The sequence below is a fragment of the Bacillus sp. FSL K6-6038 genome (assembly GCF_038050455.1).
In the GTDB taxonomy this organism is placed as follows: Bacteria; Bacillota; Bacilli; order Bacillales; family Bacillaceae_G; genus Bacillus_A; species Bacillus_A pseudomycoides.
This window is the reverse complement of record NZ_JBBOUH010000001.1, coordinates 727,971-750,521: the sequence shown is the minus strand read 5'-3', so window position 1 is coordinate 750,521 and position 22,551 is coordinate 727,971. Positions and strand designations below refer to the sequence as shown.

General features: G+C 36.2%; 27 protein-coding genes and 2 riboswitches. Of the genes, 8 read left to right on the top strand and 19 right to left on the bottom strand.

Annotated features, from left to right (window positions below; genetic code table 11):
* Positions 1-12 precede the first annotated feature (12 nt).
* The 6 genes from NSQ40_RS03880 to NSQ40_RS03855 all read left to right on the top strand — a co-directional run bounded on the left by NSQ40_RS03880 (position 13) and on the right by NSQ40_RS03855 (position 3,138).
* A complete protein-coding gene (locus tag NSQ40_RS03880) occupies positions 13-510 on the top strand; it encodes a PCYCGC motif-containing (lipo)protein (RefSeq protein ID WP_018766898.1) in 498 nt (165 codons plus the stop codon).
* 121 nt (positions 511-631) lie between these two features.
* A complete protein-coding gene (locus NSQ40_RS03875) occupies positions 632-880 on the top strand; it encodes a YhdB family protein (protein WP_018766899.1) in 249 nt (82 codons plus the stop codon).
* A gap of 97 nt (positions 881-977) precedes the next feature.
* Positions 978-1,859, top strand: coding sequence for an LCP family protein (locus NSQ40_RS03870; RefSeq protein ID WP_026008665.1), 882 nt, complete (start codon positions 978-980; stop codon positions 1,857-1,859).
* Between the two features lie 142 nt (positions 1,860-2,001).
* Positions 2,002-2,421, top strand: coding sequence for a disulfide formation protein C (locus NSQ40_RS03865; protein ID WP_003195354.1), 420 nt, complete (start codon positions 2,002-2,004; stop codon positions 2,419-2,421).
* Between the two features lie 12 nt (positions 2,422-2,433).
* Positions 2,434-2,853, top strand: coding sequence for a thioredoxin family protein (locus NSQ40_RS03860; RefSeq protein ID WP_003195351.1), 420 nt, complete (start codon positions 2,434-2,436; stop codon positions 2,851-2,853).
* A gap of 72 nt (positions 2,854-2,925) precedes the next feature.
* Entirely contained in the window at positions 2,926-3,138 is a 213-nt protein-coding gene (locus tag NSQ40_RS03855; protein ID WP_033795903.1) for a DUF1540 domain-containing protein, read from the top strand.
* Positions 3,139-3,355: 217 nt separating this feature from the next.
* On the opposite strand, the gene NSQ40_RS03850 is transcribed toward NSQ40_RS03855, so the two are convergent.
* From NSQ40_RS03850 to NSQ40_RS03840, 3 genes are all read right to left on the bottom strand, one after another.
* Positions 3,356-3,628, bottom strand: coding sequence for a hypothetical protein (locus NSQ40_RS03850; RefSeq protein WP_003195348.1), 273 nt, complete (start codon positions 3,626-3,628; stop codon positions 3,356-3,358).
* 271 nt (positions 3,629-3,899) lie between these two features.
* Complete coding sequence (locus NSQ40_RS03845; RefSeq protein ID WP_098159399.1) at positions 3,900-4,661, bottom strand: L,D-transpeptidase; 762 nt, start codon at positions 4,659-4,661, stop codon at positions 3,900-3,902.
* A 116-nt stretch (positions 4,662-4,777) separates the two neighbouring features.
* On the bottom strand, positions 4,778-5,644 hold the full coding sequence (locus NSQ40_RS03840; protein ID WP_003195344.1) for an SDR family oxidoreductase: 867 nt from the start codon (positions 5,642-5,644) through the stop codon (positions 4,778-4,780).
* Between the two features lie 232 nt (positions 5,645-5,876).
* On the opposite strand from NSQ40_RS03840, the gene NSQ40_RS03835 reads away from it, so the two are divergent.
* On the top strand, positions 5,877-7,178 hold the full coding sequence (locus NSQ40_RS03835; protein ID WP_003195342.1) for an NCS2 family permease: 1,302 nt from the start codon (positions 5,877-5,879) through the stop codon (positions 7,176-7,178).
* 268 nt (positions 7,179-7,446) lie between these two features.
* On the opposite strand, the gene NSQ40_RS03830 is transcribed toward NSQ40_RS03835, so the two are convergent.
* A complete protein-coding gene (locus NSQ40_RS03830; RefSeq protein WP_098159398.1) occupies positions 7,447-8,301 on the bottom strand; it encodes a patatin-like phospholipase family protein in 855 nt (284 codons plus the stop codon).
* Positions 8,302-8,429: 128 nt separating this feature from the next.
* Positions 8,430-8,891: a MarR family transcriptional regulator gene (locus tag NSQ40_RS03825; protein ID WP_033795902.1), complete on the bottom strand. Its 462-nt coding sequence runs from the start codon at positions 8,889-8,891 to the stop codon at positions 8,430-8,432.
* Between the two features lie 159 nt (positions 8,892-9,050).
* Here NSQ40_RS03825 and NSQ40_RS03820 point away from each other — a divergent pair, with 159 nt between their 5' ends.
* Positions 9,051-10,259, top strand: coding sequence for an MFS transporter (locus NSQ40_RS03820; protein WP_003195334.1), 1,209 nt, complete (start codon positions 9,051-9,053; stop codon positions 10,257-10,259).
* A 75-nt stretch (positions 10,260-10,334) separates the two neighbouring features.
* Here the strand turns inward: NSQ40_RS03820 and kdpDN are convergent, their stop codons facing one another.
* The 14 genes from kdpDN to tenI all read right to left on the bottom strand — a co-directional run bounded on the left by kdpDN (position 10,335) and on the right by tenI (position 22,543).
* Positions 10,335-11,480 carry a KdpD-like non-kinase potassium sensor gene (kdpDN, locus tag NSQ40_RS03815; RefSeq protein WP_003195332.1) on the bottom strand — a complete coding sequence of 382 codons (1,146 nt, stop codon included), beginning with the start codon at positions 11,478-11,480 and terminating at the stop codon, positions 10,335-10,337.
* Positions 11,481-11,543: 63 nt separating this feature from the next.
* A complete protein-coding gene (gene kdpC, locus NSQ40_RS03810) occupies positions 11,544-12,125 on the bottom strand; it encodes a K(+)-transporting ATPase subunit C (RefSeq protein ID WP_098159397.1) in 582 nt (193 codons plus the stop codon).
* Positions 12,126-12,143: 18 nt separating this feature from the next.
* Positions 12,144-14,243, bottom strand: coding sequence for a potassium-transporting ATPase subunit KdpB (kdpB, locus tag NSQ40_RS03805; protein WP_033797463.1), 2,100 nt, complete (start codon positions 14,241-14,243; stop codon positions 12,144-12,146).
* A 13-nt stretch (positions 14,244-14,256) separates the two neighbouring features.
* Positions 14,257-15,924 carry a potassium-transporting ATPase subunit KdpA gene (gene kdpA, locus NSQ40_RS03800; RefSeq protein ID WP_003195325.1) on the bottom strand — a complete coding sequence of 556 codons (1,668 nt, stop codon included), beginning with the start codon at positions 15,922-15,924 and terminating at the stop codon, positions 14,257-14,259.
* Positions 15,925-15,943: 19 nt separating this feature from the next.
* Entirely contained in the window at positions 15,944-16,024 is an 81-nt protein-coding gene (gene kdpF / locus NSQ40_RS03795; protein WP_000972378.1) for a K(+)-transporting ATPase subunit F, read from the bottom strand.
* Positions 16,021-16,125 carry a hypothetical protein gene (locus NSQ40_RS03790; protein ID WP_016113183.1) on the bottom strand — a complete coding sequence of 35 codons (105 nt, stop codon included), beginning with the start codon at positions 16,123-16,125 and terminating at the stop codon, positions 16,021-16,023. Before NSQ40_RS03790 ends, kdpF begins: the two co-directional genes overlap by 4 nt.
* Positions 16,126-16,226: 101 nt before the next feature.
* A riboswitch (cyclic di-AMP (ydaO/yuaA leader) is annotated at positions 16,227-16,370 on the bottom strand.
* A gap of 256 nt (positions 16,371-16,626) precedes the next feature.
* Entirely contained in the window at positions 16,627-16,848 is a 222-nt protein-coding gene (locus NSQ40_RS03785) for a hypothetical protein (RefSeq protein WP_003195323.1), read from the bottom strand.
* Between the two features lie 13 nt (positions 16,849-16,861).
* Complete coding sequence (locus NSQ40_RS03780; RefSeq protein WP_098159396.1) at positions 16,862-17,260, bottom strand: hypothetical protein; 399 nt, start codon at positions 17,258-17,260, stop codon at positions 16,862-16,864.
* 93 nt (positions 17,261-17,353) lie between these two features.
* Positions 17,354-17,501, bottom strand: a riboswitch (cyclic di-AMP (ydaO/yuaA leader).
* A 251-nt stretch (positions 17,502-17,752) separates the two neighbouring features.
* A complete protein-coding gene (thiD, locus tag NSQ40_RS03775) occupies positions 17,753-18,565 on the bottom strand; it encodes a bifunctional hydroxymethylpyrimidine kinase/phosphomethylpyrimidine kinase (protein WP_003195318.1) in 813 nt (270 codons plus the stop codon).
* 6 nt (positions 18,566-18,571) lie between these two features.
* Positions 18,572-19,591, bottom strand: a complete 1,020-nt coding sequence (locus NSQ40_RS03770) for a thiazole biosynthesis adenylyltransferase ThiF (protein WP_033795899.1) — start codon at positions 19,589-19,591, stop codon at positions 18,572-18,574.
* Positions 19,584-20,354, bottom strand: coding sequence for a thiazole synthase (gene thiG / locus NSQ40_RS03765; RefSeq protein ID WP_003195314.1), 771 nt, complete (start codon positions 20,352-20,354; stop codon positions 19,584-19,586). Before thiG ends, NSQ40_RS03770 begins: the two co-directional genes overlap by 8 nt.
* A gap of 2 nt (positions 20,355-20,356) precedes the next feature.
* A complete protein-coding gene (gene thiS, locus NSQ40_RS03760) occupies positions 20,357-20,560 on the bottom strand; it encodes a sulfur carrier protein ThiS (protein ID WP_033795898.1) in 204 nt (67 codons plus the stop codon).
* Between the two features lie 251 nt (positions 20,561-20,811).
* Positions 20,812-21,930: a glycine oxidase ThiO gene (gene thiO / locus NSQ40_RS03755; RefSeq protein ID WP_018766912.1), complete on the bottom strand. Its 1,119-nt coding sequence runs from the start codon at positions 21,928-21,930 to the stop codon at positions 20,812-20,814.
* A complete protein-coding gene (gene tenI, locus NSQ40_RS03750; protein ID WP_018766913.1) occupies positions 21,923-22,543 on the bottom strand; it encodes a thiazole tautomerase TenI in 621 nt (206 codons plus the stop codon). Before tenI ends, thiO begins: the two co-directional genes overlap by 8 nt.
* Positions 22,544-22,551: the final 8 nt, after the last annotated feature.

Genomic DNA, 22,551 nt, shown 5'->3' with positions numbered 1-22,551 from the left:
GGGGATATGCAGATGAAAAAATATCTATTCTCTCTACTTGTAATAAGCAGTCTTATGCTTTCTGGATGCGGCGCAGCGGACAAGAAACAAACGTCTGAACCGAAAGAAGAACACGCTTCCCATTCTCAGCAAGGTGATATACAAGAAACAACAAAAGGGATCGACACGCTACCAACGTTTCTGGACAAACTAGACCCACAAATGAAAGAAATCTATACAGTTGCAGGAAAAAATGCCGAATTATTAAATTGGATACCTTGTTATTGTGGATGCGGAGAAAGTGTGGGACATAAAAATAATAAAAACTGTTTTATTCGTGAAATTAAGAAAAATGGAGAAGTTGTTTGGGATTCTCACGCAACGACCTGTGTAAACTGTTTAGAAATTGCGGTAGAATCTGCATCTATGCATCAAAAAGGAAAATCGACTCTTGAAATTCGAAAATACATTGATAATAAATATAAAGAAGGCTACGCAAAACCAACGCCTACCCCAATGCCAAAAGCGTAAAAACGAGGAATTTCCTCGTTTTTTATTTTTTACGTAACATTTCCCTTAGCAAATTCTTTCAAGTGTTTTTCTTCTCGATTGACGTACACTATATGTAACTCCTCAGTAAGGAGGGTACACAATGCAGACATATAACGACTACGATAAAGCTCTCTATTACACGTATTGTTGTAATTGGGACAAGTTGCTTGTTTTAATGGTGCAAACTGATGATCAATTATTTTCTAAACGAATCGAGCATTTTTTACATGCTTACAAATATGGAAAAGAACTACCAGAAGTAGATAAACAACTTCAACTTCTATTCCAATATATCGACCATGCTTCACAAAAGTCGCATATAGAAGAAATAGACCAAGTACAAATGTAAATGAAGCGCTATTCTCCCTTTGAGAATAGCGCTTTTTGAATATTTTTCCACATTCCCGTTCATAATACACATATCAATAGTGGACGGACGTGATTATTTGTATAAATCCTTGTACGTGTTTCTCAGCATGATGATACTGCTAATTGGTTGTGAAAAAGCGAATAATCCTCATTTATTTCAAGGGGTAAAACAAGAGAAAAACATATGGAATATCTTAATTATCGGTAGCGATTCACGAGGTGAACAACAAGCCCGTGCTGATACAATTATGATTGCCCAGTACAATAAAAAAGAAAATACAGCAAAGCTCGCTTCAATTATGCGGGATAGTTATGTAGAAATTCCTTCTTATGATAAAAAATATAATAAAATCAACGCTGCCTATTACTATGGCGGCCCTGAATTATTACGAAAGACGATTCAACATAATTTTGGAATCGATGTTTCTCATTACGTTACGATTGATTTTGAAGCATTTGTTAAAATTGTGGATACCATTGCACCTGAAGGAATTGAAGTGAATGTTACACAAACAATAATCGATGATATGGGACTACATGTAAAGCCAGAAATACAACCTCTTCACGGGAAAGATTTACTAAAATACGCGCGTTTTCGCCATGATACTGAAAGTGACTTTGGCCGTGTGAAACGACAACAAGAAGTACTCCGGGCATTGAAACAAACCCTTACTGATAAAGTTCACTCTATAGATGGGGTACTAAATTTACCAATAATGGCACATGAACTCTCTCCATATATAAAAACAAATCTAGATATACCAACGCTCTTTTCACTTGGGAATAATATTTTGTTTCAACCCATTGATAATATAGAAACGATGCGAATTCCAATTGATAACGAATATGAATCTGCTCTTACCAAACACGCTGGTTCCGTATTAAAAATAAATCCAGAAACAAATAAAGAAGCAATTCAAAAATTTTTCAATGCTACAAAAGCCGTAAACACCCCCTAAAAACAAGGTTCATGGACCTTGTTTTTTTATTTCCAAGTTTTCCCCTTATAAAACTTTCCTTGATAAAAATATTTTCTCTTTATTTTCTTGTCCTTTTCATACTATAATTTAGTATGTAACTATTATAAGAGAGGTAAAAAACATGAAACGTGAGAAAAAACAAGAATATGCATTGTTTACTGCTTGGGGAGCTTCTTTTATTGCTACACTTGGAAGCTTATATTTTTCGGAGATCATGAAATTTGAGCCTTGTGTACTTTGTTGGTATCAACGCATTTTTATGTACCCATTTGTTTTATGGCTTGGTATTGCAGTTGTAAAAAAAGACTACCGCATTGCTACATATTCTTTACCAATTGCAAGTATTGGTGCCTGTATTTCGTTATATCATTATGCCATTCAAAAAGTTTCTGCATTCTCAGCAGCAGGAGCAGCTTGTGGACGTGTGCCTTGTACGGGGGAATATATAAACTGGTTCGGATTTGTCACAATCCCATTTTTGGCACTTATCGGATTTGTAACGATTGCCATTTGTAGTTTGATTGTAATTAAAAATAAATAAGGAGATGACATAATGAAAAAAATGCTTATCTTTGGTGGTATTATTATCGTCTTATTTGCAGCTATGTTTGCTGTAGCACAGATGGAAAACAAAAATACAGCGAAACAAGAAAAAAATTACTATACAAATAAAATCTCTTCTTCTGATATTCGTAAAAATAACGAGGAAAAGAAAGAACAAACCATTTACTTCTATCAAACAGATTGTCACTACTGTGAAAAAGTCTCACCTATTGTTGTACCAATGGCTAAAGACATGAACATTGATATGAAAGTCATTGATATTTTAAACGATAACCCAACTTGGGATGATTATAAAATTGAAGGAACACCAACAATTATTCATTTCAAAGACGGAAAAGAAGTAAGCCGCATTAGTGGCGAACAGCCAAAAGATAATTTTGAAAAATGGTTTAAAGAAAACAAGAAGTAATAAGAAAAGGAAACTCCTTCTATACATGAAAGCTGTGTAAAATCCCACACTAATGTATAAGGAGGGGGTTTTATGCCAGAGGTACGCTGTTCTGTGTCCAATTGTTCATTTTGGGGACAAGGGAATTTTTGTCAGGCGAATTCAATCTTTGTCCAGCCTGATGATCAAAACACGAATCAATCAAATGAATCTTATACAAATTCGGCCTTAACAGGTGAAACACTTGAAAGCTCTGCGTCAGCAAGTGTTGAGACTTGTTGTCAAACGTTTAGACCGAAATATTAAGACGTAAATCCCCATCTCCTTTTGAGATGGGGATTTTTCTTTCTTTTTTTATATCGGGGAATTACTAATCGACTTTGTATGCCATGATATTCATTCATCATTAACAGATGGTAAACATTTTGAAAAGAAAGTTGTTGCCTTAACTTGTACAAATCGCGGGCAATCGTTTCTTTCCTAACGCTTAAAGATGTAGAAGCATACAGCTAAAGGTATGCTTCTACATTATAACAACCCCATATTTCCATGCATCATGCATTATCGTTATATACACAATTAATATAAAAACTGTTCCAAACAATGTTATCCTGCGATAGATTCCATCTTCCCCTTCTCTCGCTTCAACAAAGGACCAAATAAAACCAACGAAAAGTAATAAATCAATATAGGGAATATACAGATTAAACATAAATGAAACATACAAATAAATAATAAATAAGCAATTCGTTAACAAAAAGATTTTAAATGCAAATTGGCTATTCCCTTTTCTCATAACACGCCCGCCCCCAATCTGTACTGTATTATATTCACAAGAACAGAATAGTTGCGATTGGACCAACTAATTACACTTTGCTATATAAATCGCGGCTATGAAAACAAACAGAGACCTCCACTCATTTCCTCTCTTTGTTTTAACATGGCATGGGGCCAAAAAAGGCTCTGACCGCTTCTATCCACGAACGGATCCTCTCTCTCATCCAAAAAGAAAGGTCTTTCGCTTTTTATTTATATAACAAATAAGCTATCGCCTATTTACGATAGCTTTACTGTACATTATATTTCCTCTTATATATATTACTTAAAATGGAATAAGGCACTTGCTCATAACGAATTTTCCCGCCTGTTTCATCCATAATATACAAATTATTACCTATATAATAACTTCCATTTTTCCCTCGAGAATAAACAGCATATCGTTCATTCGGCAATACTGTTTTTACTTTCGTAAATTGGCCATTTGGTTCTTGCCAATATATATTCATACGATCCACAAGTGTTAACATTCCAATTTGTTCTTCTTCTATTATACGTCCATTCCAACTTGTAACACGATATCCAAGCTTATGCGCTGCATATTCTGGAGATGTATAAAACTGAGAAATAATTACTTTTGTCCGTAACGATACTCGGTCATACAGCCATTGTATATCTCGATCATGCATACGAATGCAACCGTTTGATTCTCTTCTTCCAATTGTCCCTTCTCGATTTGTACCATGAATTGCATATTCTTTTTCATTTAAACCAAGCCATCTTGTTCCAAGTGGATTATTCGGTGCACCACCCGGAATATTTTTACGGTGATATTCTTTATTTTTATATTTATTAATGATACAAAATTTGCCTTCAGGAGTTGGCGTTTGACGCTTTCCAGTTGTAACAGGAAACGTTCTTACATAGTTGCCATTTTCAAAAAAAGATAATTGATTCGTTGTAAGATTAATTAATATCAGATGATCTGTATCCGCAAAAGTGCTAATTGGTAGACAGAAAAAGAGTATTACAACTAAACATACTTTTTTCATTCATATCCCCCCAAGCATCCCCCTTTAAAATTGACCATAATATATGAGGGTACAATTAGCTTTTACTATGAATTCTATTCTTATGAATGAAAGTACAAAGCTTCTTCAGATTTAACTTATCCATTCACAATTACACCACCATTTACGTGAATGATTTGTCCGGAAACATATGTGGAATCGCCTGAAGCTAAATATACATAAGCAGGTGCTAATTCATACGGCTGCCCTGGTCTTTTCATCGGTACATTACTTCCAAATTCCGATACCTTCTTCTTATCAAAACTCGCTGGAATAAGCGGTGTCCAAATTGGGCCTGGCGCAACACCATTTACACGAATTCCTTTTTGAACTAGTGATTTTGCAAGTGAACGTGTAAAAGCAACAATCGCTCCTTTTGTTGCAGAATAATCAATGAGTTGCTCGTTTCCTTCATACGCAACGATCGAAGCTGTATTTATGATTGTATCTCCCTGCTTTAAATGTGAAAGCGCAGCTTTTGTAACATGAAAATAAGAAAAAATGTTAATGCGAAATGTTTTTTCAAGTTGCTGCGCTGTAATGTATTCTAAACTTTGCTGTGGATATTGCTGTGCGACATTATTCACAACAATATTCAGCCCCCCTAGCTTCGAAGCCGCTTCCTTTACAATATGCTGGCAATGTTGTTCACTACTTAAGTCACCAGGAAGTAATATACACTTCACTCCTTGTTTTTCAACAAGTCTTTTTGTCTCATTTGCATCTTCAAGTTCATCTAAATAAGCAATAGCAATATGCGCTCCCTCTTTTGCAAACGCAATAGATACCGCCCTTCCAATTCCACTATCCCCTCCTGTAATAAGCACGTTTTTCCCTTTTAGTTTTTCACTACCGCGATAATTAGGATCTTCGTACTCTGGGAGAGGATTCATCATCGCTTCAATCCCCGGTTGTTTATTTTGATGTTGTGGTGGTAATGTTAAAAACTTTTTTTGCTCAGGCATACACATTTCAGCTCCTTCTCATTTCTCTTTCTTATGATGTACACATTTATAAAAAGTACTTATACATGAAAAGCCGAAACATAGGAGCTGTTCTGTGATTAATATTCGAAATTAAGACATAAAATAGAAATTGTTATAAAATTTTTTGTACGAAACTCTTGCAATAGAACTAAAAAACGAATATTATATATAACTGTTGTGACAATTATTCGTAAACAGAAAGGATGTTTATATGTTTAACCTTTCAAAACATAAAACTTCTATTAAAACTGAAATTATGGCAGGTATAATTACCTTCTTAACAATGGCATATATCATTGTCGTAAACCCTGTCATCCTTGGGGATGCAGGTGTTCCATTTGAACAAGCATTTACAGCGACAATTATTGCCGCTGTTGTTGGAACATTATTTATGGCAATCTTTACAAATTTACCAATTGCAATCGCGCCGGGTATGGGACTTAACGCTTATTTCTCTTACTCTGTTGTAAAAGCGCATGAAGGAATGACATTCGCAATTGCATTCTCTGCTGTATTTGTAGCAGGTATGATTTTAATTTTGTTATCATTTACATCTTTCCGTACAAAATTAATGGAAGCAATTCCTGAAAACTTAAAACACGCAATTACTGCTGGTATTGGTTTATTTATTGCTTTTATCGGTTTACGTATGACGGGCATCGTAACAAAACATCCATCTAACTTAGTTGGACTTGGAGATCTTCATTCGCCTCCAGTACTACTAGCGTTAGCTGGACTTGGGATCACACTTATTCTTATGTCCTTAAATGTAAACGGAGCATTATTCTTCGGAATGCTCTTAACAGGAATTATCGCTTATTTCACAGGTCAGTTAACATTCCCAAACGGCATTACATCTATGCCTGGATTACCAGAAGGAATTATTGTTTCAAATCCAATTACTGCTGTTTCTGATGTAATTAACTACGGTTTATACGGCGTTGTATTCTCCCTCTTCCTTGTTACATTATTCGATACAACCGGTACATTACTTGGTGTTGCTCAGCAAGGTGGACTTATGAAAGATGGTAAACTCCCAAAATCGGGACGAGCTCTTCTATCTGATTCTTTCTCAGCAACAATCGGGGCTATGTTCGGAACAACACCATCAACAGCATATATTGAATCATCTGCGGGTGTTGCAGCTGGTGGACGTACTGGTTTAACAACAATTACAGTAGCTGCATTGTTTGCCGTTGCTGCATTCTTTGGTCCTCTAGTAGGTGCTGTTTCTGGTGTTTCAGCAATTACATCTCCATCATTAATTATTGTTGGTAGCTTAATGATGGGCGCTGTACGTCATATTGATTGGGATACATTCGACGAAGCATTTCCAGCATTCTTAGTAATCTTAAGCATGCCACTTACATCAAGCATCGCAACAGGTATTGCACTTGGATTCATTTCATATCCACTTATGAAAATGGCAAAAGGACAATTCCGTGCTGTTCATCCACTTGTATATGTATTTGGTATTTTGTTTGCTTATCAATTAGTTTTCTTACCGCACTAATAAAAAAGCCTTGGCTCACAAATTCTGTGAACAAAGGCTTTTTCTAATATTCCTTATTCATTTACAATTCTTTACTATACTTTTGAATCAAAAATGAAGAAATAAACATTGCCGTATATCCCATACGTCTAAGTCCCTTATATACATTTTCCATATGTATCATTCCTCTATACACTTTTACCCAAATTACACCACAATTAGCTCTAAATAGATTTTATATTCAGTCTATTACAAGAACAAAAACCCCTTAAAGAGGTTTTTCCATCCATTACCTTTGTAAAAATGCCTGTAAATCCGCAAATTGTCTTGCTGCATCTTTATAGCCTTGTTCATATAAATTTTGCAGCTTTTGTGGATCTTTTTCCATTCGATCCACTTGAAGTGGTACTTCTGGACGAATGACAAATAGATTTCCAGCTAACTCTTCTTTTTCAATATAATGAAGTGTCTCATTGTATACTTCATAACGAGAAAGCATCGTATTGACAAGATTAGGATATTTTTTATAAGCTTTTGCTGCAATCCATCCAAATTTTGATTTTTTCTTCGCATATCCATGGTTTCTCGTTAAAATAACAACCGATTTCTCATAACCATCTTGCTGTGCTTTACGAACTGGGATTGGATCCGAAATTCCACCATCCAATAATTGTTTACCACGGTAATTTACAACTGGTGCGATAAATGGCAATGAGCTAGAAGCTTGTAATAAAGTCAATACATCTTCATTTGTTCCTTCTTTTTCAAAATACATTGGTTCACCAGTTTCACAATCTGTCGTTCCTACTAGAAAACGCTCTGCACTATTAAAATATGTGTCAAAATCAAATGGCACGTGCTGTTCTGGAATCTCACGAAAAATAAAGTCCATATCAAATAACTGACGTTTTTTCCATAAATTTTTGTAAGATAAATACCTCGGATGTGTTGCATACTCAATATTTACTGTTTTATTTCGATTTCTTTGTCTTGAAATATATGACGCCGCATGGCACGCTCCCGCTGAAACACCAATAACATATGGAAAATATAAATCCTGTTCCATAAAGTATTCTAGTATTCCCCCCGTATATACACCGCGCATACCGCCGCCTTCTAATACTAAACCCGTATTTTCAAGCATTGTTTTCTCTCCTCTTTATATACATAGACTCTTTAATTATTCATCTTGTTAAATATCTCTTTCTATTATATAAGAGTCTTCACGAAAACCATATTCAGAAGGCTTGGTGCGAACGAAAAATTATTCTTCTACTTCTCTAAATGAGCTCCTACATCCTTTACAAACCTTTGAATCAATGATAATTCCTCTTCTGTATACTGATTTAAAAGTAACAACCACTTCTCTTCAGCTTGTTGATGCAATTTCTCATGCGCCATATAAATTCCATTTCCGTTGTCTGTTAAACGAAAAAATATTTCCTTTTGATTATCTAACATTTTCATCTTTTCAACAAATTGTTTATTAAACAATTTTGTACAAATTTTAGAAATTGCTCCCTTTGTCATTCCCATCTCTTCAGTAATAGCTGTTACATTCATTAATCCTTTTTTTCCTATACATTGGATCACATGTAATTCTGATAAAGACATACCACTTACCCCTGTCTCACGAAGAAAACGCTCATCATTTCCTTTCATATGCTCTTCTTGTTTATGAAAAAGTGTACGAATATCCGAAAGTATTTCTATTTGCCTTACAGTACGGTCCAAGTCGAATCCCCTCCATGATACTTCATAAGTTTCCACAGAAACAATTTAATTATATACCATTTCAAAATAAAAATTAAATTCATTTTTATCTTTACAAGTAAGAAAATAATGTTAAAATTATTTTAGTTTCCAAGGAAACTAAAATAAGGAGGTTTTCTGATGAATCACTCATTATCTTCATCAAAATTAAAATCTATTTTGTATATCGTTTGTATTAGCGCTCTATTAGGTTCCTTTGCTCAAAACATTTACACGCCCCTCTTACCAATGATTCAAGATTCTTTTCACACCTCTCTTTATCTTGTGAATTTAACTGTCTCTATTTTTACTTTTGTTCTTGCAATTATGCAGCTTGTTTATGGACCATTAATTGATACAAAAGGACGCAAATATATTCTTCTTCCCAGCCTATTCATAGGTACAATCGGTGCAATTGGTTGTGCTTTTACAACAAACATTTATTTATTTCTTATTTTCAGAGCAATTCAAGCATCAGGGATAGCTGCGATACCTGTTGTAGCGGCTACTATTATTGGGGACTTATTCGAAGGAAAAGAACGAGGGAAAGCCATGAGTCTTTATCAAATGCTACTTTCCATTGCTCCTGCTGTAGGCCCTCTCATAGGCGGCTATCTTGGAAATATAAATGGTCACGTATCTATTTTTCTATTCTTATCTACGATTGGCATAGCTCTATTAATTGTAAATATTGCATGGCTACCAGAAACAAAACCGGTTATTCCTAAAAAAGCTACAACAACTAATAATTATTGGAGTATCTTAAAACACAGAACTGGTTCTGCTATTGCGATCATTGGATTTATGCAGTTCTGCATTTATTTTTGTTTTCTTGTTTTTTTACCAACAATACTAGCCAATTTAGTTCATTTCAACACAAGTAAAATTGGGCTTATGTTTGTACCAATGTCTCTATGTATTATGCTAGGAAGTTATTGCTACAAGTTTTTACAAACATTACTTACAACAAAACAAGCTTTACTTCTCACCAGTTTTCTCAATATCACATGCGTTATTCTATTTTCTTTCACATATCATATAAATATCTCAATCCTTATCATTGCAACATCCCTATACGGTTTTAGCATGGGACTATCAATTCCAACCCATACAACTCTACTAACTGAAGAATTTGTAAGCGAACGAGCAACTGCCATTGGTATCTACAACTTTATCCGTTATATCGGAATGGGTACAGGACCAATCGTAGGCAGTTTTCTACTCTTTAATCAAAATTACTTTTGGATTTTCTTTGTAGAGGCAATTGTTTTTCTGATTGTGGTCTTATATTCTATGAAAAAGCTAACTTCTCATCCTGTAAGAAAAGCTAGAATTCAAAAAGCTAAATAAACATTTATGTATATTACAAACAAAAAAGAGAATGTCCGAAAACAGCTATTTTACTGCATTTGGACATTCTCTTTTTTATACTCTCTGATCCGCCACAATATGAATATCAATATGCTTCGTCTGCCTCATAATTTCATTTACAATTGATCCTTTTCGAATTTCTTCCCATCTTGTTCTTGCTGATTGACCAAGTAAAATTTGGGTGACCTGTAATCGTTTTGCCACTTCAATAATGACATCAGCTGGCTTTCTTCCTTTCGCTTCTTCCAATACGAAAGTAGCATGAAATTGATTCGTTAACGCTTGCCACTCCTCAATTGTTTGCCTTTTGCTTGCCGATAATGATTCTATATTTTCTCTTTCAACATTTAATACATACAATTCAGCGTTTAATCGATCTGCCATACGCCAACCACGCCGTATTAATTTCTCTGCTGTTGAACTATATTGCACACAAACGAGAATTTTTTCTTTTACACCTATTGGTTCTGTCACTGACTGACTAATCTTCTCGTCCATATCGTCAGCAACTTCACGAAGTGATAACTCTCGTAAAGCTCCTAAATTATTAACCGTAAAAAAATTTTGTAAGCTTTGCTGAATTTTTTCTTCTTTATATATCTTTCCATCTGTCAATCGTTTCCTCAAAACTTCAGGGGTTACATCAACAAGTTGAATTTCATTTGCTTTTTGTAAAATAAAATCAGGAATACGCTCTCGTACTTTTACATTCGTGATTTGTTCCACAATATCATGAACGCTTTCTAAGTGTTGAATATTAAACGCTGATAATACTGATATCCCAGCGTCCAATAATTCTTCTACATCCATATAACGTTTTTTATGTTTTAATCCAGGTATATTACTATGTGCCAATTCATCCACAACAACTACTTGCGGTGCTCGCTTTATAATCCCCTCTACATCGAGCTCATAAAATACTTTTCCTTTATAGTTTATTTCTTTTAACGGTATTCTTTCTAAATCAGCAATTGCTTCTTCTGTTTCTTTTCTTCCATGCGTTTCAATTAAACCTATTACAATATCAATATTCTCTTTTTTCATTTCTTGCGCATCAAACAACATTTTATAACTTTTCCCTACTCCTGGAGCAGCACCTACATACAGCTTTAATTTCCCACGATTTTGCTGGCGTATATATTCTAAATATTCTTCCGGCGTTCGTCTTTGAAACGTCGGTTTATAGTCATCTGCATACATTACACGCACTCCTTCCCAGTAAACAACGCTACCTCAATCGATTGGATTGAGGTAGCAACAGTACTATTTCATTATTTTTTGTAATTCTAAATTTAATTTCAAAACGTTCACACGATCCTCTCCAAATAATCCTAATGTAGCACCTTCTGTTTGAGACTTAATCATTTGATTTAGTTTTCCTTTCGGAATATTCGTTAATTTTGAAATACGATCAACTTGTACGTAAGCTGCCTTTGGACTAATATCAGGATCTAATCCAGAAGCTGAATTCGTCACTAAATCCATCGGTACTTCCGTAACTGAAACAGTCGGATTTTTATCCTTCCAATCCGCTACACTTTCTTCTACACGTTTTACTAAATCAGGATTAGATGGTGCATAGTTATTTGATCCTGACGCTTCTGCTTTATATTCTATACTAGAGACGCGTCCATGAAAATAACGTGGGTCTTTAAAGTTTTGGCCGATTAACTTTGAGCCAATTACTTCATTTTTTTCATTATATATAAGACTTCCATCCGCATTATCCTTCATCACTGCTTGCGCAATTCCAGTTACAAGCAGCGGGTATAAAAGCCCACAAAGAACAAGAAATGTAAAGGTAACACGAATGACTGGTGAAAGTATATTTTGTTTTTTAGCCATTTTCTTTTCCCCTCTTCCTTATATGAACAATCCTACAATTAAATCAATTACCTTAATCCCAATGAAAGGAACAATGACTCCTCCAAGTCCGTAAATTAATAGGTTTCGACCAAGCAATGCATTGGAACTCATCGGTTTATACGCAATCCCCTTCATTGCTAATGGAATGAGTAATGGAATGATAATCGCATTAAATATTAATGCTGATAAAATAGCTGAAAGTGGCGAAGTTAATTTCATTATGTTCAGTGCTTCCATTTGCGGAATTGCTAATGTAAACATCGCTGGAATAATCGCAAAGTATTTTGCTATATCATTCGCGATACTGAACGTTGTTAACGCACCACGCGTCATTAACAGCTGTTTACCAATACCTACAACCTCAATAATTTTTGTTGGATTGGAATCTAGATCAATCATATTAGCCGCTTCTTTCGCAGCTGTTGTTCCACTATTCATCGCTAACCCAACATCCGCTTGTGCTAATGCTGGTGCGTCATTCGTACCATCACCAGTCATTGCCACAAGTTTTCCTTTATCTTGTTCTGCTTTAATAACTGCAATTTTATCTTCTGGCTTACATTCTGCAACAAATTCATCTACACCTGCTTCTTTCGCAATTGTTGCTGCTGTTAATGGGTTATCCCCTGTACACATGACCGTTTTGATTCCCATTTGGCGAAGTTGTTCAAAACGTTCACGCATACCAGGTTTTACAGTATCCTTTAAATAGATTAAGCCATAAATACGATCATCCACTGCAACTACAAGTGGTGTCCCACCTTCTTTTGAAATTAAATCTGCCTTTTGATTCACATCTTTTGGAATCGTACCACCTTGCGCTTGTACCCACTCAATAACAGCACCAACTGCACCTTTTCTTACCTTTGTACCATCAAGTAAGTCTACACCACTCATTCTTGTTTCTGCTTTAAACGGAACAAACTCTCCTTGCTCAGCAAGCTCACTGTTATATGATAAAGCTTTTGATTTTACATATTCAATTACAGAACGACCTTCTGGTGTTTCATCTAAAACTGATCCTAATGCAGCCCATTTTGCTAATTGTTCAATTGTTTCGTTTCCTACAGGAAGTAATGTATGTGCCATCCGGTTTCCAAAAGTAATAGTACCCGTTTTATCTAAAATAATTGTATTAATATCACCCGCAGCCTCTACAGCTTTACCTGACATTGCTAATACATTAAATTTCGTAACACGGTCCATTCCTGCAATCCCAATCGCGGATAATAATCCTCCAATTGTTGTTGGAATTAAACAAACAAGAAGTGCAACAAGTACGGCTGTATCAATCTTAAACCCTAAATAATTTGTAAAAATCGGTAGTGTTACAACTACAATTAAGAAAATAAGAGTTAAACTTGTCAGTACTGTATTCAGAGCAATCTCATTTGGTGTTTTTTGACGGGCAGCCCCTTCTACTAAAGAGATCATTTTATCTATAAATGACTCACCTGGATTGCTTGTAATCGAAATTGTAATCTCATCACTAACAACCATTGTACCGCCTGTTACCGAACAAAAATCACCACCTGCTTCTTTAATAACAGGAGCAGATTCACCTGTAATTGCTGATTCATCCACCGATGCCAAACCTTTAATGACTTCACCATCACTTGGAATCATTTCCCCTTGCTTTACAATTACAATGTCACCTTTTCTCAGCTCAGTCGCTGAAACTTGAACGATTTTCCCATTCTCTTTTATGACATTTGCAAATACATCTTTCTTCGATTGTTTCAAAGAATCTGCTTGCGCTTTCCCACGCCCTTCAGCTAATGCTTCTGCAAAATTCGCAAATAACACTGTAAATAATAGAATGAGAGAAACTGTTATATTAAACCAACCTGGTATACTACTAGATATATTAGGAAGAAACGATAAAATAAAAGTGATAATAAATCCAATTTCTACTACGAACATAATTGGATTTTTCACCATTACTTTTGGATTCAGTTTTGCAACTGATTGTTTCATCGCATGTGTAACAATATCACGATCCATTGTTTTCGCTTGTCTAACTTCACTTTCTACAGCATGTATTGACGATGGAATCGATTGATTTGCTTGTTTTTCTTTTACCACTACTGGTTTCATCATTTACCCTCCATTACTTCAATGTAAGAAATTCTGCAATTGGTCCTAGCACTAACATTGGGAAGAACGTTAATGCACCAACAATTACAATTGTTCCAATGAAAATGCCCCCAAATAAACTATTATCTGTGCGGAACGTTCCTACTGTTTCTGGCACTACCGTCTTCTCTTTCAATGAAGCTGCAACAGCTAACATCGTAATTAAACTGAAATAACGTCCTAAAAACATTACTAAACCAGTTGTAATATTCCAAAATGGTGTATTATCTCCTAGTCCCTCAAATCCAGATCCATTGTTGGCAGCAGAGGATGTATACTCATATACAACTTGCGTTAAACCATGAAAACCTGAATGAGAAATCGCATCCGTCCCTAAATGAGTTGAAAGGGCCAATGCTGAAAATCCTAAAATAAGCAATGGATGAAATAATATTGTTACCGCAATTAATTTCATTTCTTTTCCTTCAATTTTCTTACCTAAAAATTCTGGTGTCCGTCCAACCATTAATCCAGATATAAAGACTGCAATAATTGCGTACATAATGATATTGACAAAACCTGCTCCAACACCGCCAAACACTGTATTTAACATCATGTTTACAAGTGGTACCAATCCACCAATTGGTGTTAACGTATCATGCATTGTATCAACTGCACCTGTTTCGGCTGCTGTTGTTACTGTCGCATACAGTGAAGAAAAGACTGTTCCAAATCGTACTTCTTTTCCTTCTGTACTGCCTTGCACATGTTCCATACCCATTTGATTTAATACTGGATTCCCATGTAATTCAGATGAAACAATCGTTACAAACCCAATTAAAAATACCATAAATAGGGAAACGAAAAGGATACGCCCTTGTTTCTTATTGCCAACCATTCGTCCATATGTAAACGGTAAAGCTGTTGGCAGTAACATCATGAGCATCATTTGTAAGATGTTACTGATTTGTCCTGGATTCTCAAATGGATGTGTGGAGTTTGCTCCGAAGAATCCGCCACCATTGTTACCAAGTTCCTTAATTGAAACAAATGAAGCTACAGGACCACGCAAAATACTTTGTTTCACACCTTCAATTGTTTGTGCTGTAACTGCTCCATCTAAAGTTTGCGGTACACCAAGCGCAACAAAAATCAGTGCTGCAACAAATGCAATGGGAAGAAAGACCCTTGTTAAAGCTCGAGTAAAATCAACGAAAAAGTTCCCCAGTTCCTTGCCTGCTAATCCTCTTATAAAAGCCATAACAAGTGCTAATGTCGTTGCCGGTGCAGCAAACATTAAAAATGTGATCCCAATTAATTGTGATAAATAAGATAATCCGTTTTCGCCGCTATAATGCTGTAAGTTTGTATCCGCCATAAAGCTGATTGCTGTATTAAAAGCAAGAGTTGGCTCCATCCCTTCAATATGAGCTGGATTTAATGGAAGCACGCCTTGTAAGCGAAAGATGAAGTATACAACAACGATCATGAAACCATTGAGTGCAACTAGCGATAAAGCGTATTGTTTCCAACTCTGGTTATATGCTTTAACACCTGCAATTTTGAAAATAATCTTTTCAAAAGGCCCAAATACTTTTTCTAATCTGCTATTTCCTTGAAAGGCTTTCTCTAAATAAATACCCGTTGGCTTTGCGACAAGAATGAATAACAACATTGTGATTACAACTGCGACCCAAATCATAATAAATGCTTCCCCCTAGTTAAAACTTTTCTGGATTTAATAACGCATAAACTAAATACACCGTAATTGCTGCAACAATAACCGATAAGGCAATCATCATGATTGCTTCCCTTCTTTCACAACTTTATCTGACCAGCTCGCTAGCCCTATCATAGATGCTACCAATACAACACAGATTCCGATCATCACAACATCAAGCATTATAATCCCTCACTTTAAAATGTTAAATTTTACCATCTACCCATCAAAAAAAGAACACTGAGGCTCTACTCAGTGTTCAAAAATGAACAACACAAAAGTAAACCTCCTCTCCAAACGCTTACGAGGTTAGCTGTCGGATTCGGGCCTAAAGAGTAGCCCTACTTTCGTAATGAAAGATTCACCCCAAGTGACAATGCACAAAATTGGTTCCCCCGCTCCATTTCTGGACTCAGCGATATCAGGTTGTTTTTGGAAATATTTATAAACAATTTATGAATGTAAATATACTCCTCTATATTTAACTTGTAAAGAGTAAAATTACCTAAAATAAGAAAATATTTCATTATTTAAACGCTTACATTGATTAAGATTAATATTTTATCATCTGTTTCCTTGTCTTTTCTTTCTTTTTCATCAAAATCGACTTTTAATATGAAATAAAAAAAGAGAATGAATTTGAGTACCGTTTTAATAGTACCTTGAATTCATTCCCTTTTTGCATTATAAAAATGAACGCAAGTTTCTCCCACGAATGTAGACTCGTGTTAGTTCCACATGCAACATTTCATACGCAATAATATCCGTTTCTAAATACAAACTCTCTTCTGATGGCAATATCATATATGGTTTTGGAAACATAGAATCCATTGCTAATTCTTGAACTCGCTCTACTGATACTGCCCAACGATGCGCTATATCCTCGCGTAATAACACCTTCATCATCACTTCCCCCGCCCTATTCAAAAAATAAAAAAGAAATGTTATCACAATTTGTAAACACTACAAATGTAGCTCCAATTGTTTGATAGAGCCTTACTGGATATCTTTTATTTCTTGTGACAACTGTAATAGGTGCTTGAAAAGAAAATCGAATACACTCGGTAAAAAAGCTAACTGTTGGAAGCGCATCTCCTAGCAGGATTACTTTTTTAATCCTCTTGCAAATATTAGTTAAATTCTGCTCACCATTGCAACAATAAGTTGATTCAAATCCACATGCTCGCACTTCAGCCGCTACATGTTCAGTTGCGGTAAAAATAATCATATCTTGTTGAAAAGGCACTAATTCTCGTAAACTGTTTACTTTTTCCTCTTCCCCTACACAAATGAGCGTTACCTCTTTTTCCCCATCCATGTACATCATCCTCCTTAGCATAAAAGAATTCAAATATAGATTGATATTCTCCTATACTAGTCAGACCGATGAAGTGATGTATCCATCCATGCACCATCCTCTCTCAAGACGCTTACGAAGTTAGCTGTCGGATTCGGACTTTGAGAGTAGCCCTACTTTCATCATGAAAGATTCACCCCTAGTGACCATGCACAATTTGGTTCCTCCGCTCCAAATGAATCAGACTCAGCGTTACAAAAAACAGATTCTGGCTGATATAATACTCCTAAATATGGAAAAAGTAAACAATAAAAAAAGCCAGTTATAAAACTGGCTTCCCCATCAAAACTTGAATATTTATGCACGAGTTTCTTGACGTTTACCCCGCATTAACAGGCAGTAAGATCCCCAAAAATGCAGCGAAAGCAAAAGCTACTAGATGGGGAATCAACTGCCTGTAAAAGCCCGATTGGTGAAGGCTAATAATCAGTGGGGGATGAAGCTCCTCACTGATTAAAGTTTCACTTTATATGCAAAATGGTTCGTTGGCCCATGACCACTTCCAATATTCAATTGCTGTTCAATTGCTATGCTAATAAACTTTTTCGCTTCTCGAACCGCTTCTTCGATTGGATACTCATTTGCAAGTCCTGCCGTTACAGCAGATGCAAATGTACAACCGCTACCATGCGTTTGTTTTGAATCAATTCTTTCACTTCTATACTCAATAAATTGTTCACCATCAAATAAGAAATCAATAACTTCATTTCCTTGATAATCCGCATGTCCACCTTTCATAAGAACGTACTTGGCTCCTAATCTATGCAACTCTTTTGCAGCTTCTTTACTATCTTGGATGTTATGAATCTCCATCCCTGTTAATACTTCTGCTTCCGGTACATTCGGAGTCACAACTGTTGCAATAGGCAATAAATATTCCTTTAATGCTTGCACAGCTTCTTGTTGTAACAATGATGCTCCACCTTTTGCAATCATAACAGGATCTAGTACAATATTATTCCAGCCAAACTTTTTAATATTTTCTGCAACGACCTTAATAATTTCACTACTAAATAGCATGCCGAGCTTAACAGCATCGGGTGTTAAATCAGCACCAATTGAATTTAATTGCTCCTGAATCCCTTCAAGTGTAACAGGATATACTCCTTGCACACCAAGTGTGTTTTGAGCTGTAATAGCTGTAATAGCTGTCATTCCATATACACCAAGCTCTTGAAATGTTTTTAAATCTGCTTGAATACCTGCACCACCGCCGCTATCTGATCCAGCAATTGTTAAAGCTTTATTCACTTTCATCTCACTCATCCTTTTCTATCCAAAATAGCGATGATAAATCGTTTTTGCTTCCACTATATCTTTTGTTCCATGCACAAGTACGCGTCCATCTTGAAAGGCAACTAGTCGCTTTCCTTCAACTGAAAATGATAATAAATAGGGATTTACCATTAAATCTGCTACGCGATCGCGCAGCAGCTCTTTATATCGTTTAAAATCTAATTGTTCTTTATAAGGAGGTCTGATTTGAACTGTATTTCTTCCGCATAAAACTGCAGTTTTCGATGTATTCCCTTTACTTAAATATGGGTAGAGTGCTTCCCCACCACATGATGGACAATTCGGCTTTCGAAGCTTTTGCACATTCATACATGAATATTCGTTTTTCCATACATCAAACGACACAAGTCCATCACGAAGTGCTTCATAATCCTCTACTAAAATTTTAATCGTTTCCGTTACTTGATGAGAAACAACGAGAGATACAGCAGGTGAAATAATACCTGCTGTATCACATGTTGCTCCGCCAAGCGGAATAGATTGTAATAAACAAGATAAACATGGCGTTTTTCCTGGTAAAATCGTATAAGAAAGGCCGTAACTTCCTACACACGCCCCATAAACCCACGGAATTGAATGTTTGTGTGATATATCATTAACGATAAAACGTGTTTCAAAATTATCAGTCGCATCAATCATTACATCGACATTTGTAACAAGCTGTTCTAATTCCTCTGCTGTCACATCTTGAACATATGCTTCTACAATTACATTGCTATTAATCGCTTGCAAACGTCTTTGTGCTGCTACAGCCTTCGGAAGATTACTTTCTACATCCTCCTCACAATATAGCTGCTGACGTTGTAAATTGCTCCAATCAATATAATCGCGATCCACAATCGTCACATGGCCGACGCCAGCTCTTACAAGCATCTCTGCATTCGCGCTACCAAGTGCCCCAGCACCAATGATTAACACATGCTTTTCGCCTATTTTTTGCTGCCCTTTTTCACCAATTGGAGAAAATAACTCTTGGCGAGAATATCGATTATTCAACTACGCTCATTCCTTCTAACGGGCTACTTGCTGTCGCGCAACGCTTACGTGCAATACGTCCTGCTTCAAATCCTAAACGTCCTGCATGAATACCTAATTTCATTGCTTCTGCCATTTTAATAGGATCCTTCGCTCCAGATACAGCTGTATTTAATAGCACACCATCCGCTCCTAATTCCATCGCAAATGCTGCGTCAGCTGGACTACCAACACCTGCATCCACAATTACCGGTACTTTTGCTTGTTCAATAATAAAGCTTAAGTTTAATGGATTTACAATTCCAAGTCCTGAGCCAATTGGTGATGCACCAGGCATAATCGCATGAACACCAAGTTCCTGTAATTTACGTGCTAATACAACATCATCAGATGTATAAGGAAGAACAATAAATCCTTCTTCTAACAACATTTCAGAGGCTTTTAAAGTCTCCACTGGATCAGGTAATAACGTTCTGTCATCACCAATAACCTCTACTTTTACCATGTCACAAAGCCCTGAAGCTTTTGCTAATTTCGCAATACGAACTGCTTCTTCAGCATTTTTTGCCCCTGCTGTATTTGGGAGTAATGTATATTTTTTTACATCAATTTTTTCTAATAAATTGGGTTGGTCTGCATCAAATATATCCATACGACGTACTGCAAATGTTAAAATTTCTGCCTCTGATACTTCAATTGCTTTTCTTTGTACATCAAAATCAGAAAATTTCCCTGTTCCTAATAAAAGTCTAGAATGAAATGTAAATGGTCCAATGTTTAACATAATCAACCGCCTCCTACGAAAGTTACAATCTCAATTTGGTCTCCATCAAAAACAGATGTATCTCGATGGTCTTCTTTTTGCAAAATATCTTGGTTACGTTCCACCACAACAATTTTTGTATCCAATCCTAAATGTGTAAGCAATTCTGCTACTGTCTTAACACTCCCAGGTACCTCTACTTGCTTACCATTAATTTTCAAATTCAAACTTCCATCCCCTTTCTATATAAACCTTTCTTGTTAGGTGGGAGAGAGCATCCGACCATGCATAGAAGTGGTCAGATCCTTTTCCTGCCCCATGCCAAGTAAAAACAAAGAAAAAAAACGAGTGTAGTTCAGCTTTTATTCTTTGTCACATTGACTTACATGTTAAAAAATCAAAATACATTTATATAAAGTGAAACTTTAATCAACATGTGTTCTCTTTATCCCCCATCAATCAGGCGTTTACTGCTAGTTCATGCAGGATAAATTGATTTAGAAACCAATGAATCTAGCAAATAATTCCCTTGCTTTCCTTCTATTAAATCTGCCATATATTGACCAGAAACGGGACTTAATAAAATACCGTTTCTGTAATGACCGGTACAAGCATATAATCCTTTTATTTCCTCGTGTGCCCCCATATAAGGAACCTCGTGATTAGATTGCGGGCGTAATCCCGCCCACGTACTTTCCCATTCAGCTTCTTTCAAAGCCGGCAAGATTGTATAAGCACGTTCTAATATCGAAGTAATACTTTCTGGTTGTACAGACTTAGTAAACGTGTGAGGCTTCATCGTTGCTCCAATTACATAGCGTCCACCACGTTTTGGCGCGATATAAAACCGCTCTTGGAAAATAGGAGATTGCAGCAATGGTTTACAGCTCTTTACGGCAACAACTTCTCCTTTTACAGGATATGTACCCCAATCACTATGAAAATGATGAAGTAGTTTTGTACTCCACGAACCACCAGCAATTACTACCTTTTCACATGTAATCATACCTTCATTCGTAACAATTCCTACTACTCGGTTGTCTTCTATTTTGATATCAAATACTTCTGTTTGTTCATATATATCAGCACCAGAAATGGCCGCAGAGTGTGCAAATGCCTTTGTAAGTTCCGGTGCAATAACATGACCATCTTTTGGATAATATACAGCCCCAATGATCGATGAAGAGAGGAATGGCTCTTTTTCATAAAGCTCATCTCCTGTCAGAAAATATGATTCTTCACCTGTTTTCTGTTGCCAGTCCATAATATCTAGTATTCTTGTCTTCTCATCTTCATTTTGGGCTATACGATATATACCTTTTTCTTCATATCCAATATCAATACCCGTTTTTTCACGTAAAACTGCTGCAAGTTGTGGAAATATTGCACGGCTTTTTCTAGCAAGCTCAAATAGTGGATCGTACGCATCCCACTCCGCCTGTACACCAAGTAAACCTGCCGCTGCTTTAGAAGCTTCAGACGCAATCCTTTGTTTCTCAACAATTGCAACTTGGTATCCTCTTTCCGCTAGAAAATGTGCAACTGAACTCCCAATCACACCGCCGCCAATAATGGCTACATCATACTTCTTACTCATGATTTTTCGCCCACTTTCTTATTGTCTCCTTGTACAACCTTGCCTGCTTATACGGATTACTATCACTTACAATCCCAGACATAACAGCAATACCACTCACGCCAGCTCTAAGAACCTCTCCTATATTTTTAGGTGTTATCCCTCCAATAGCTGTAATCGGTATCGTTAATCGCCTTGCTATATCTGAAATCTCTTCCAACCCTCTTGCCGGAACATCTTTCTTACAACTCGTTGGAAATACATGACCATAAACAAGTGAATCTGCTCCATTTTTGAACGCTACTATCGCTTCTTCTAAAGAATGCACAGAATAACCAACATGCAAATAAGAAAACTTTTCCTTTACAGACCTGACATCAGCACTTCGATATCCCAATTGTACGCGAGGAATATTTAATAGAATTGCAATATCGATTCGATCATTAATCACAAGCTTAGATGCCGGAAAGCCTCCTTTGAGGAGACCTTCCACACCTTCATATAACTCTTTCGTACTTTTCTCTCGCTCACGAATATGCAAATAATCAATCTCACTCTCAATTTTCATCGCTACATTCGCTAACTCTTCGAATGCCATCTGGCCATTTGAGATAACGTGGAGCTCATCTTTCATATTCACTC